We start from the raw sequence: 12,336 nt of genomic DNA, 5'->3' as shown, positions 1-12,336 counted from the left end.
AACGTACGATACCGTTAAGTTGCTTGATCCAGATGATCGAGACCTGTTTCCATCGACAGGATTCGGCATAGCTCTTGGTATGCCGCCGGTCATTTCCATGCCCAGCTCCAATCCTGTGAGACGTATCGGCAAAGCCCCCGGCTACGACGATGATTTCGCTGCCGTTGTTGATGCGGCCCGAGCGGCCATCTCCCAAGGCAGCGTCTCTGTTGTCCGGACATACCAACCGCCGTCACCGGAGATCCGCATCGGGATGGTCGATTTGGGCGGCTTTCCTCTCGATCTATCAATGTTGCTCTCATTGTTCCGGACCGCCGCTGCCGATCCCATATTTCTGGCAGCAGCGGTGCAAAATGATAGGTGGCTTTTTGATGTGCCAGAGCGCATTTGGGCAATCGCCGAAGCACGTGGGGATGCTGATGGCACAATAAACGACATTCCACCGTTGCCAGACATTACGTTTGCACTTGCTAACGAGGATTTGCGAGAACCACTATCTAACGTCGCGCGAGCTAGGATTGGTCACACGATCAAGCTCACTGGTTTTTGTATGACGCAGGGCCTCGTACCACACGGTGCCCATCAGTGGCACGACTCCATATTGCGCACGATTCTGCGCAACAGTGCCAAGTTCATCGATCAAATATCAGAGGTCGATCCCTACTGGAACTGCCGGAATCGCGCCCTTAAGCTGGTCCATGATGAATACTTGGACATTGCGCGTCTCGATGAGTTGTCCGTGGAGGCCGTTCTAAAGCTAAGAACCGCCATTTGGGGGCGACAGGCTGAAGCTCGGGACGCCCTATTCGATGCGGTGGGACAAATCGCTCGAGACGCCAGTGAGGAAGCTGACTTCGATAAGGCCGTCTCGGAGCAAATCCGCGACTATCGGCAAAAGGCTGCAGAAGTTGAGGACGAAAGGGTTGCGCTTCACTTCAGGGTCAACTGCGAGATTGGTAAAGCGGTTCTCGGTGGCGCTGGTGCGTTGACGGCGGCTGGTGCGATTGCAACTCTAGGCACAGGTCTTGGCGCGGCAGCAGCTCTTCTAGCCGCAGCCTATTTCGCTTTGCAGCAATACCAAGATTTGAAGCCTGTCGCAGATCAACTTCGGCAAGCAGAGGCAGAATTCAAATCAGACGCGAGGTTCGGCATCCACAATTTTTACGATCGATTTCCGTAATCATTTTAAAGCCGGAGTTGCCCGCAGGATGAAATTAATTGCGGCGACACATGCCATCGCCATCTGCGCTTGGCCCACTCGCACCGTTATATGAGCAATCCGGGGCGAAGCTGGCTGGCACCGGACATCGGGGGAATGAGGTGGAAGGAAACTTTCTAAATTTGGCTGAGGGGGAGCTCGACCAGCACGTCTATCGCATCATGCGACATGAATATGTGATCGGTCTTTTTGCAGACCGGCAGAATGTGCTGAGTCAGGTTCACAACTGGAAGGATAAGTTCGAGAATTTTCCGCTCAGGCTCGGCGGGATTCTCAATGAAGAGCGGTTCGAATTCGGATTTCGAGATAACTTCGTGGGGCAGTGCTGGACACGGGAAAACCTGTCGGAGGCAATGTGGGGCATTTACGCGAACGATCCTCACGTTCGCTTCGTCCGAATCCGCTCGACGCCGAGGAAACTGCTGACCGCGCTTGCGGCTGCGCACCCGGCGATGCCGCAGGACACGTGTTTCATCGGCAAGGTACAGTATAAACGCACGGCCCAGCTGTTAGCCTATGTGCACAATCGCGGTGAGCTAAACCTGAGTCCGCGACGCTTTGCAGAAGGTCTCTTGTTGAAGCGGCACGCCTTCCAGCATGAGAGCGAGGTTCGGTTGCTCTATTTTGGTGACGCGAAGGATTATGATGCCAACGGCCTTTACCGCTACGCGGTCGACCCGCACGAGATGATCACGCAGATCATGGCCGATCCGAACCGTGATCGAGCCAACTGGCTGGCTGACAAGGCGGTCTTGCAGCAGGCGACGGGATTTACCGGCGAGATAAAGCGGTCGAAGATCTATGATCCGCCGGAATGGGATGCGCCATCTTTCAGTGATTAGCAGAAATCACGCGATCGCGCTTAGCCGTTTCCGCCTGCTGCCTTCAGGTGCAGCGGCAGCTTCCGCCTCGGAATCCCATTGGTAATGGCGACAAATCAGAAAACCGTGCCGAAGCCTGCGTTGAGGTTTCTGCACGGGCGATCGTTGGGGCTAAATAATCGGAAGCTGTCATTTTTAACTGACTGCGGCAGATGTCTGCTCGCGGCGCACTAATCCCAAAGGGAGGCCGAATGCCCGCCCCCTTGTAATCCCCGCTCCACACCCCATATAGTTTCCAACGATGGTCATCGCGGCGATGTTGCGCGCTTCAGGCGCTGCGGCGGAGCAGGATCGGCAGAGATGCCGGTAGCCGGTTTTCCGGTGCGGTGACTTCATCCTGAAGGCGACCACGGATGTAATGGCGCCCTGCCCTGACGGGCTCGGGATGGTTGGGAAAGGCCGGGCAAACCCGGCCTTTTTTCATTTCTGAGCCCGGAAGGAACCGAACATGGCTGCACGCAACAAGTCTTCGCTCTTCAAGGCGGCTCCGCCCGCGCCCCTCCGCGCCACAAAGGCGGACGCGACGACCGAGGCAGCGCGGCTTCTGATCGCGACCGAGGCACGCGCCCGCGACGCCAAGACGGCGCGGCTCAGGGAATTGAGGCTCGCCAAGGAACAGGCCGATGCAGAGGCAAAGGCCGCAGCGCCCGCGCCGAAGAAGAAGGCCGCAAAAAAGGCCGTCTAAAGACCGGGCTTCATCGTCCTGTCGTGAAACGGTGCGAGGCTTTCAGCCAATCGGGGCCGCTTATGCCTCACATATTCGATCCTTGCGCCGCCGCGGATGTACCGGCCCGTGCGGGGATCAATGGAAAGGTCGGGCTTCGCCCGGCCTTTTTTATTGGCCGCCTGCTCATTGGCCGCGTCGCCTCGCCGCGCGCCGTCAGCGCGCGGGCGGGAACGGCTCGACATGGGCTTCGCCGCTGCGGCCGTAATAGACGGCGCGGCGGCCGGCGATCGAGACGAGATAGCCGACGCAGCCCGCCTCCACGATCCTTTCGCAAAAGGCCTTGTAGTCGATCGCGCGCGCCTGGACCGCGCGCACGGCGGCGTCGACGCCGGCTGCGGAGAATATCTCGGCGGGCACGGCGGCGACGGAAGCACTCACCGCGACATGCGACGCGCCGTCCGGCAGGTAATAGGTCTTTTCGGCGCGCTGCAGGTCGGCGTGATAGCGCTCGACTCCCGCCGCCGCGAGCCTCGCCACCACTTCGGGAAAGGTGAGGCGCGCCTCGTCGGAAGCCTTCGTGCATTCCTCGATCACCGCGATCACATCGCTCTTCATGCCGTTCTCTCCTTTTTGCGCGGATGGCGTTCAATCGACCGGGACCGACCCCAGACCGAGACGCCGCACAATGTCCTTCATCGCCTCCGCCAGCGCCGCGCGCTCGGCGGGGGCGAGATGCCCGAAAAATTCCTCGTCGTTGCTGTCGGCGAGCGCCGCGAGCCCTGGCACCAGAGCGCGCGCCGGCCCCGTGAGGCTCAACGCCTGATAGCGGCGGTCCCTGCCCTGCGCCGCGCGGGCGACGAGCGCCTTGGCGACGAGCCTGTCGGCAAGCTTCGAGACGGCGCCGCGCGTCATGCCGATCCGCTCCGCGACGACGCTGGGGGCAAGCGCTTCCTCGTCATAGAGTTCGCGCAGCACCACCCATTCCGCGACCGTCACGCCGCGCGCCTCGAGCTTGCGGGCGAAGGCATGCGAGACATGGTTCGATACGTAGCGCAGCCAGTAGCCGAGATGCGCCTCCAGCGGACTGATCTTCGGCTTCGTCATCGCGGGACTCCATTGGTTGCCAAGGAAACTATCTCGAACCAGTTTCCTTGGCAACTTCTTTCGTAAGAGATTTTTCTGTTGTGATGATACTTTTGTCTCATTATGTTGCCGTTACCCGACAACGAAGGAGGCAGCCATGGCGCTCACACGGGAAGAGATGGACCGCAAGATCGACGAGCATTTCAGCTTCGAGGCGCGCGACGATATCGACGGCGTGCTGGCGACGCTGGCGCCCGACGTCGAGCATGACATTGTCGGCTGGCCGACGGGCCCCGCGCATGACCGCGCGGGCGCGCGCGGCTTTTACAAGGCCCTCTTCGCCGATCTTTCGGACGGACAGGTGCAGAACCTCAAGCGCTATTACGGCGACGGCTTCATGGTCGATGAATCGCTCTGGAGCGGCAAGGCCGTGGGGACGCCCTTCGGCCTCGAAGGCAAGGGACGTCCGCTGGAGTTCCGCTTGCTGCATGTTTTCGAATTCACGGACAAGGGCGATATCCAGCGCGAAAACGTCTGGCTCGATCTCGCCGCCATCATGCGACAGCTGCCGCAGGGCTGATCCGTGGCACCGATGGAAAGCAACGGCCGCCCCAACCAGAAGCGGCGCACACGCAAGGATCTGCTTCAGGCGGCGGCGCGTCTCCTGAAGCAGGGCCGCAAGCCGAGCCTCGAAGAGATCGCCGAGGAGGCGCTTGTCTCGCGGGCGACCGCCTATCGCTATTTCCCGAATGTCGAAACGCTTCTGCTGGAGGCGCCGCTCGACGTCGCCATTCCCGACGCCGAGGAACTGTTCCATGGCAGTTCGGCGGGCGATGCCGTCTCGCGCGTCGACCGCGTCGACGATGCCTTTCACCGCATGATCCTCGAAAACGAGGGCCCGCTGCGGCTTTTCCTCGCCAATTCGCTGATGACGCGGGCGAACGGCGCGACGGGCGACCTGCCCGCCCGTCAGAACAGGCGCACGCCGCTGATCGAGGCGGCGCTCGCGCCCTCGCGCAAGGAGTTCCGCCCCGCGTCGCTCGAAACGCTCACCAACGCGCTGGCGCTCATCGTCGGCACGGAGGCGATGATCGTCTTCAAGGACGTGCTGCAGCTCGACGATGCGGAAGCGCGCAAGGTGAAGCGGTGGGCGATCCGCGCACTGATTGAGGCGGCGAAGAAGCCGAAGAGCTAAGGCCGCGCCTCATGCTTGCGTCGCAGGGCCCCTCACAAAGCCGATGAGGAGCAAGGTCCATGCGAGAATGAGCGTGAGGCCCGGAACGACATGGGCGAGCGTCACGAAGGTCTCCTGCCATGAAGCGCCGCCCGTCGCGCCGGCCTGTGCGGCCGCGATGGGCAGGATGCCCTTGGTTCCCCACCAGGAATTGGCCACCTCGGACGCCATCATTACCCATGCAAGCCACGCATAGGCGACCATGACCGCCACCGAGCGCGGGCCGACGCTGTGCCGGAACTTCAGCAGCAGGCCAGCGAGAACGATGAGCAGGATGCCGTTCACCTCGAATTCCGTGTGCGCCGTAAGCGCGAGCCTCGGAAACGGCGTCTGCGGCACGACGAGCCCCCAGACAAGCCCGACGAGAACCAGCGTGAGGCCGCTTATGAGAATGACGCGGCCGCCCCGTTGAATATCCATGATTGCCTCCCCCTTGTGTCCGGCCCCCGCCGGCAAGAAGAGATGCTAGCCCCTTGGCCAGCCATGATCCAACCGCTTCGGGCGCGAACGCTGGAGTGAGGAAGGATGTGCGGCAGCTCGACGATACGGAAGCGCGGAAAGGGAAGAACTGAGCGGCGGATGCCCTCGCCTGCTTCAAAAGGAATGTCATCCCGGCGAAAGCCGGGATCCATCCGAGACCGCGACAAGACAAACGCCGAGTGGATCCCGGCTTTCGCCGGGACGACACCGCGTTTTATGGTCGATGCATGAAAAAAGCCCGGACAGTGGATGTCCGGGCTTTGTTCGTTTTTCCGTCCGCCGACCTAGTTGTCGAGGAACGACCTGAGCTTGCGGCTCCGCGACGGGTGCTTCAGCTTCCTGAGCGCCTTCGCCTCGATCTGGCGGATGCGTTCGCGCGTGACCGAGAACTGCTGGCCGACTTCTTCCAGCGTGTGGTCGGTGTTCATGCCGATGCCGAAGCGCATGCGCAGCACGCGCTCCTCGCGCGGCGTGAGGCTGGCCAGAACGCGCGTCGTCGTCTCGCGCAGGTTCGACTGGATCGCCGCGTCGATCGGCAGGATCGCGTTCTTGTCCTCGATGAAGTCGCCCAGATGGCTGTCTTCCTCGTCGCCGATCGGCGTTTCCAGCGAGATCGGCTCCTTGGCGATCTTCAGGACCTTGCGGACCTTTTCAAGCGGCATGCCGAGCTTTTCGGCCAGCTCTTCCGGCGTCGGCTCGCGGCCGATCTCGTGGAGCATCTGGCGCGAGGTGCGCACGAGCTTGTTGATCGTCTCGATCATATGGACCGGGATGCGGATGGTGCGTGCCTGGTCGGCGATCGAACGCGTGATCGCCTGACGGATCCACCACGTCGCATAGGTCGAGAACTTGTAGCCGCGGCGATATTCGAACTTATCGACCGCCTTCATCAGGCCGATATTGCCTTCCTGAATGAGGTCGAGGAACTGAAGGCCGCGGTTCGTGTATTTCTTCGCGATGGAGATGACGAGACGAAGGTTCGCCTCCACCATTTCCTTCTTCGCGATGCGCGCCTCGCGCTCGCCCTTCTGCACGGTCGAGACGATGCGGCGATATTCGCCGATGTCGAGGCCGGTCTCGGTGGCGAGCTGGTGAATCTGGCCGCGCAGATCCTTCACCTGATCACGCTCGTCCTTGGCGAAGCTCGCCCAGCCCTTGCCCTTGAGGCGGCTGACGCGGCGAAGCCAGTTCGGGTCGAGCTCTTCATTGTAGTACTGCTTCAGGAATTCCTCGCGCGGGATGCCGTGGCTTTCGGCAAAACGCAGCAGGCGGCCTTCCATCGCCATCAGGCGCTTGTTGATCGCGTAAAGCTGCTCGACAAGGCTTTCGATGCGGTTGTTGTTGAGCGAGAGGCTCTTCACTTCCACGATGAGGTCGGCGGTGAGCTTCTGATACTTCTTGTCGGAGGCGACGGCGAAATCCTCGCCCTTGAGCGCGGCCTCGACCTTCTGGTCCTGCAGCTTGCGGAGCTTCTTGTAGTCGTTGGCGATGCGGTCGAAGCTTTCGAGAACCTTGGGCTTCAGTTCCGCTTCCATCGCGGCGAGCGACATGGAGTTCTCGCTGTCCTCGCCCTCGTCGTCGACCTCTTCCTCTTCCGGCTCGATGCGCGGCGGCGCTTCGCCGTTCAGAGCTGCCTGGGAGTGGTCGATCTTCTTCGCGTCGGGGCCGGCATAGGTGGCGTCGAGGTCGATGATGTCGCGAAGGAGAATCTTCCCTTCGTTCAGCTCGTCGCGCCAGATGATGATGGCCTGGAAGGTCAGCGGGCTTTCGCAGAGGCCCGCGATCATGGTCTCGCGGCCGGCCTCGATGCGTTTGGCGATGGCGATTTCGCCTTCGCGCGACAGAAGCTCCACCGAGCCCATCTCGCGCAGATACATGCGTACGGGGTCGTCGGTGCGGTCGAGCGAGGTGGTCGTCGTGGTGGTGGTCGCGATGGCCTTGCCGGTAGAGGATTCTTCTTCGTCCTCATCCGCTTCGACTTCGGCCTCGCCGCCTTCGGCGTTTTCCTCGGCCTCGTCGTTCTCCACGACGTTGATGCCCATTTCGGAGAGCATCGACAGCGTGTCCTCGATCTGTTCGGATGAGAATTCTTCCGACGGCAGAACCTTGTTCAACTCGTCATAGGTCACAAAGCCGCGCACCTTCGCGGCCTTGATCATCTTCTTGACCGCGGCGTCGGACATATCGAGAAGGGGGCCGTCCTGAACGACCTCGGGTGCCGCTTCCGGGGCTTCCGCCTGCTCTGCCGTCTTGCTCGCCATTCAGCAACTCTCCGCCTGAAACCTGAACGGACCCGTTAAACAAAGGCCCAGGTATTGATGTGTCCCGCAGCCATTCGCCCGACAGGCGAAGGCGCCAAATTCACGAAACCCGCTTTGCCCGCGTCCGACTTCACCGGCCACGCGCACCCCGCGGGTTTCCTCTAATCGATATTGTCTTGATGACCGATCCGCTTCCCCCTGAAAGCTCGACTGTCACCGGCTGCATTTCGTGTCCGCAGCCCGCCCCGATATCCTACTCCGTCTTCCCTTCGAGAAGCTCCGAACGCTCAAGCTGTGCATGGATCGCCTGCAGCCGCGTCCAGTTCTCTTCGTTCATATCCTCTGCCAGAGCGCGCTCCGCAGCCCTGAGTTCGGCCTCAAGGGTAATCGTCCGGTGGTGCCGTTCCAAGGTGTGCAGAAAACCGGTTTCAGCTTCCTCACGCGACGAGCCCGGCCCGGCGAAACGTTCGCTTGCAAGCGCCGCCCCACCTTCCAGACGATGTGCTATATCCGCCAAATCCCTAGAGACCAAATGGTTCTTCAGCGCCTCCCTGTCAAGGGGCGCATGAAGGGCTGCTATATCTATGATTTCATTGCGTAATCTGTCAAGCGCCTGAGTCTTGATCTCAACCCGCGCCAGTTCCTCGCAATATTCTTCCAGAAGCTCCGGGTGGTTGAGCAGAACGGAGAGCAGCAACTGCTCCATTTTCTGCACGCCCGCGCCCTTGTCCTGCACGAGGGCCGAGCGACGGAGTTCCGGCGTCACCGGGGTCAGCCGCGGGTCGCGGACGAAGCGTCCGCCCTTCCACCCGCCGCCCTGCTGGCCCCAACCCTGCTGCCCCCCGCGGGCACGGTCATTGGGTTGGCGGCGGTTGCCCCCCTGCCCCCGTTCCCGGCCGAAAAGCTTCGCGATGCGGGCGCGCAGCTCCTGCGCGTAATAGGATTTCACCTTCGGGTCGGCTATCTGTCCGATCACCTCCTCGATGCGGGCTTCGAGCGCCGCGCGGCGCTCCGGCGTGTCCCATGTGCCCGCCGAGACTTCTTTCTCCCAGACCATGTCGGCAAGCGGACGGGCCGCCGCCAGCACCTCGCGCATGGCCTCGCCGCCCTCCTCGCGAACGAGGTCGTCGGGGTCCTTGCCGCCGGGGAGCAAGGCAAAGCGCAGCGAATGGCCGGGCTTCAGCAGCGGCAGCACGCGCTCCACCGCGCGAAAGGCGGCGCGAAGACCTGCCTTGTCGCCGTCGAAACAAAGGATCGGCTCCGGCGCCATGCGCCACATGAGGCCGATCTGGTCTTCGGTGAGCGCGGTACCGAGCGGGGCGACGGCGTTCTCGATGCCGCCCTGCGCCATGCCGATCACATCCATATAGCCTTCGACGGCGATGACCGTTCCAGCGTCATAGGCAGGTTTGCGCGCGCGATGGAGGTTGTAGAGGCCACGCCCCTTGTGAAAGAGCGGCGTCTCGGGCGAGTTCAGGTATTTGGCCTTGGCTTCGGAATCGAGCGCACGTCCGCCAAAAGCAATCGTCCGCCCCCGCGCATCGGCAATCGGGAACATCACGCGGTTGCGGAAGCGGTCATATGGTTCGGGAATGTCGGGACCGGCGATGATGAGCCCTGCTTCCGCCATCTGCGCGACGTCGATGCCCTTCGCCTTCAGGTGGCGCAGCAGCGCGTGGCGGTCTTCCGGCGCATAGCCCAGGCCGAACTTCTCGATCGTCTCGCGCCGGAGGCCGCGCCGGTCGAGATAGGCCCGCGCCTCCGCGCCGACGCCCGCATGCAGCTTCTCGCGGAAGAATTCGGCAGCCATCTCCATCACGTCGATGAGGCTGGCCTCTTCCTTCACCCTCTCGACGGCGCGCGGGTCGCGCTGCGGCATCTCCATGCCAGCCTCGGAGGCGAGCCGCTCCACCGCTTCGATGAAGGAAAGGTTCTCGGTCTTTTCGAGAAACTTGATGACGTCGCCATGTTCACCGGACGAGAAGCAATGCCAGAACTGCTTGTCGTCATTGACCGTGAAGCTCGGGTTCTTCTCATTGGTGAAGGGCGAAAGGCCGACGAATTCGCGCCCGCGCCGGATCAGCTTCACCTTGCGGCCAACGACTTCCGAGACGCGGATACGCGCCTTCAGCTCGTCGAGGAAGCCTTTTGGGAAGCTCATGTCGCGCCGGTGTCCGGATTATCGGTTGAAGCGCGATTGTCGCATTTCATGTGCGGCAATGCGAGTCGCGCGGGGGCTGTGGATAAGTCGCCCACCCTCTTCTCAGTCGTCATGCCCCGCTTCATGCGGGGTCTCCACGTCTTTAGGCTGCGCCTGAAAAGGAAGGCGTGGATGGCCCGGTCAAGCCGGGCCATGACGACATGAAAAAACTCAGCCCAGCAGGCTCTTCGCCAGCCCGCCCGCCTTGGCGAAGTCGATCTGGCCGGCATAGCGCGTCTTCAGTTCGGCCATGACCTTGCCCATGTCCTTGATCGACGAGGCGCCGAGTTCCTTCATCACGGCTTCGATGGCGGCGCGGGTCTCGTCTTCGGTGAGCTGCTTCGGCATGAAGCTCTCGATGACGGCAATCTCCGCCTGCTCCTGCGCGGCGAGTTCCGGGCGGCCGCCCTTCTCGTAAAGCTCAACGGATTCACGGCGCTGCTTCACCATCTTGGTGAAAAGCTCGAGAAGCTCGGCGTCCGAAACGCCCTCGTTGCGGCCGTCGGTGCGCGAGGCGATGTCCTTGTCCTTGATCGCGGCCTGCATCAGGCGCAGCGCCGAAACGCGCGGCTTGTCGCCCGCCTTCATGGCGTCTTTGACCTGCTGCATGATGCTTTCGCGCAAGGACTGGCTCATTCTTCTTCTCCGATTTCTGAAGCGCACAACCTAAACCAGCCGGGCAACCGGGGCAAATTTGCCGCGCCTGCGAAGAAAGACGATAAGGCATTGAACAGGCTTGATTATTTTCACCCGTCGCAAACTTGACGCGCAGAGAGCCTTCCTTTAGTTTCCGCGAAATTCGACGGGAAACTGAGTCTGCCAAGCGGAGCCTAGCGCCCCGGCGCTATCTGGCGGACACTTCCTCCCCAGGAGATGCATTATATGAGAGTGTCGACGAAAGCCGCCACGGAATGGCGCATGCCGCAGGGCACGCAGCATTCCGGGGAGGAATCGGCGCGCGATCACGCGGGAGAACGGCCATGAGCGAGAGCGGCAAACCGACAGCGATCCTGGTGCTGAAGGACGGAACCGTTCTCGAAGGCATGGGCGTCGGCGCGACGGGCGAAGCGGTGGGCGAAGTCTGCTTCAACACCGCCATCACCGGCTATCAGGAAATCCTGACCGACCCTTCCTATGCCGGGCAGATCATCACCTTCACCTTTCCGCATATCGGCAATATCGGCGCGAATGACGAGGACATCGAAACCTCGAACCTCGCCGCCTCTTCCGGCGTGCGCGGCTGCATCCTCAAGGCCGACATCACCAATCCCTCCAACTATCGCGCGGCACGGCATTTCGACCGCTGGCTGCGCGGCCGCGGCATCATCGGCCTTGCCGGTCTCGACACGCGCGCGCTGACCCGCCTGATCCGCGAAAAAGGCATGCCGGACGGCATCATCGCCCATCACCCGGACGGCAAGTTCGACATTCCGGCGCTGCTTGAAAAGGCGCGCGGCTGGTCCGGCCTTATCGGCCTCGACCTCGCCAAGGAAGTCACGACCGGCCAGAGCTACGGCTGGAACGAGTCGACCTGGAAATGGGGCAAGGGTTTTGAAGCTGGCCATGACCTCAAGCACAAGGTCGTCGCCATCGACTTCGGCATCAAGCGCAACATCCTGCGCTGCCTGACGAGCGTCGGCTGCGACGTCACCGTCGTGCCCGCCGACACGAAGGCCGAAGACATTCTGGCGATGAACCCCGATGGCGTCTTCCTTTCAAACGGCCCCGGCGATCCGGCGGCAACCGGCACCTATGCCGTGCCCGAAATCCGCAAGCTCGTCGCCAGCGGCAAGCCGGTCTTCGGCATCTGCCTCGGTCACCAGATGCTCGCCATCGCGCTCGGCGCCAAGACAGAAAAGATGCATCAGGGCCATCATGGCGCGAACCATCCGGTGAAGGATTACACGACGGGCAAGGTCGAGATCACCTCGATGAACCACGGCTTCACCGTCGCGCGCGAAAGCCTGCCCGCCGATGTCGAGGAGACGCATGTCTCCCTCTTCGACGGCACCAATGCGGGGCTGCGCCTCAAGGGCAAGCCCGTCTTCTCCGTTCAATATCACCCGGAAGCCTCGCCGGGCCCGCAGGACTCCCACTACCTCTTCGAGCGCTTCGTGAAGCTGATCGAGGAGGGGAAACGCTGAAATGCCCAAACGTACAGACATCAAAAGCATTCTCATCATTGGCGCGGGCCCGATCATCATCGGTCAGGCTTGCGAGTTCGATTATTCGGGTACGCAGGCCTGCAAGGCGCTGAAGGAAGAGGGCTACCGGATCATTCTGGTGAACTCGAACCCGGCGACGATCATGA

12 protein-coding genes are annotated in these 12,336 nt (G+C 61.9%); 6 read left to right on the top strand and 6 right to left on the bottom strand.

All coding sequences use genetic code 11. From position 1 onward, the window contains the following. The first annotated feature begins 19 nt into the window (after positions 1-19). The 3 genes from ABFC66_RS06370 to ABFC66_RS06360 all read left to right on the top strand — a co-directional run bounded on the left by ABFC66_RS06370 (position 20) and on the right by ABFC66_RS06360 (position 2,785). On the top strand, positions 20-1,180 hold the full coding sequence (locus ABFC66_RS06370) for a hypothetical protein (RefSeq protein ID WP_346740108.1): 1,161 nt from the start codon (positions 20-22) through the stop codon (positions 1,178-1,180). A gap of 140 nt (positions 1,181-1,320) precedes the next feature. Next, positions 1,321-2,061: a hypothetical protein gene (locus ABFC66_RS06365; RefSeq protein WP_346740107.1), complete on the top strand. Its 741-nt coding sequence runs from the start codon at positions 1,321-1,323 to the stop codon at positions 2,059-2,061. 487 nt (positions 2,062-2,548) lie between these two features. Continuing rightward, on the top strand, positions 2,549-2,785 hold the full coding sequence (locus ABFC66_RS06360; RefSeq protein WP_346740106.1) for a hypothetical protein: 237 nt from the start codon (positions 2,549-2,551) through the stop codon (positions 2,783-2,785). A 195-nt stretch (positions 2,786-2,980) separates the two neighbouring features. Here ABFC66_RS06360 and ABFC66_RS06355 read toward each other — a convergent pair whose 3' ends face one another. Both ABFC66_RS06355 and ABFC66_RS06350 read right to left on the bottom strand, forming a co-directional pair. Next, positions 2,981-3,382, bottom strand: coding sequence for a DUF1398 family protein (locus ABFC66_RS06355; RefSeq protein ID WP_346740105.1), 402 nt, complete (start codon positions 3,380-3,382; stop codon positions 2,981-2,983). Positions 3,383-3,412: 30 nt separating this feature from the next. Beyond that, on the bottom strand, positions 3,413-3,871 hold the full coding sequence (locus ABFC66_RS06350; RefSeq protein WP_346740104.1) for a MarR family transcriptional regulator: 459 nt from the start codon (positions 3,869-3,871) through the stop codon (positions 3,413-3,415). A gap of 136 nt (positions 3,872-4,007) precedes the next feature. Here ABFC66_RS06350 and ABFC66_RS06345 point away from each other — a divergent pair, with 136 nt between their 5' ends. Together ABFC66_RS06345 and ABFC66_RS06340 are read left to right on the top strand one after the other, a co-directional pair. After that, positions 4,008-4,430: an ester cyclase gene (locus ABFC66_RS06345; RefSeq protein WP_346740103.1), complete on the top strand. Its 423-nt coding sequence runs from the start codon at positions 4,008-4,010 to the stop codon at positions 4,428-4,430. 12 nt (positions 4,431-4,442) lie between these two features. Next, positions 4,443-5,045, top strand: a complete 603-nt coding sequence (locus tag ABFC66_RS06340; RefSeq protein ID WP_346740102.1) for a TetR/AcrR family transcriptional regulator — start codon at positions 4,443-4,445, stop codon at positions 5,043-5,045. A gap of 9 nt (positions 5,046-5,054) precedes the next feature. Here the strand turns inward: ABFC66_RS06340 and ABFC66_RS06335 are convergent, their stop codons facing one another. The 4 genes from ABFC66_RS06335 to ABFC66_RS06320 form a co-directional block, all read right to left on the bottom strand. Next, entirely contained in the window at positions 5,055-5,504 is a 450-nt protein-coding gene (locus tag ABFC66_RS06335; RefSeq protein ID WP_346740101.1) for a hypothetical protein, read from the bottom strand. 344 nt (positions 5,505-5,848) lie between these two features. Next, positions 5,849-7,825: an RNA polymerase sigma factor RpoD gene (gene rpoD, locus ABFC66_RS06330; protein WP_346740100.1), complete on the bottom strand. Its 1,977-nt coding sequence runs from the start codon at positions 7,823-7,825 to the stop codon at positions 5,849-5,851. A gap of 253 nt (positions 7,826-8,078) precedes the next feature. Continuing rightward, positions 8,079-9,986 carry a DNA primase gene (dnaG, locus tag ABFC66_RS06325; protein WP_346740099.1) on the bottom strand — a complete coding sequence of 636 codons (1,908 nt, stop codon included), beginning with the start codon at positions 9,984-9,986 and terminating at the stop codon, positions 8,079-8,081. Between the two features lie 210 nt (positions 9,987-10,196). Beyond that, a complete protein-coding gene (locus ABFC66_RS06320) occupies positions 10,197-10,661 on the bottom strand; it encodes a GatB/YqeY domain-containing protein (protein WP_346740098.1) in 465 nt (154 codons plus the stop codon). Between the two features lie 344 nt (positions 10,662-11,005). Here ABFC66_RS06320 and carA point away from each other — a divergent pair, with 344 nt between their 5' ends. Next, entirely contained in the window at positions 11,006-12,169 is a 1,164-nt protein-coding gene (gene carA / locus ABFC66_RS06315) for a glutamine-hydrolyzing carbamoyl-phosphate synthase small subunit (RefSeq protein WP_346740097.1), read from the top strand. Positions 12,170-12,336 lie beyond the last annotated feature (167 nt).

The organism is Parvibaculum sp. (assembly GCF_039680535.1).
Lineage (GTDB): Bacteria > Pseudomonadota > Alphaproteobacteria > Parvibaculales > Parvibaculaceae > Parvibaculum.
The sequence above is the reverse complement of the archived record's forward strand: the minus strand, read 5'-3'. Positions and strand labels throughout refer to the sequence as shown.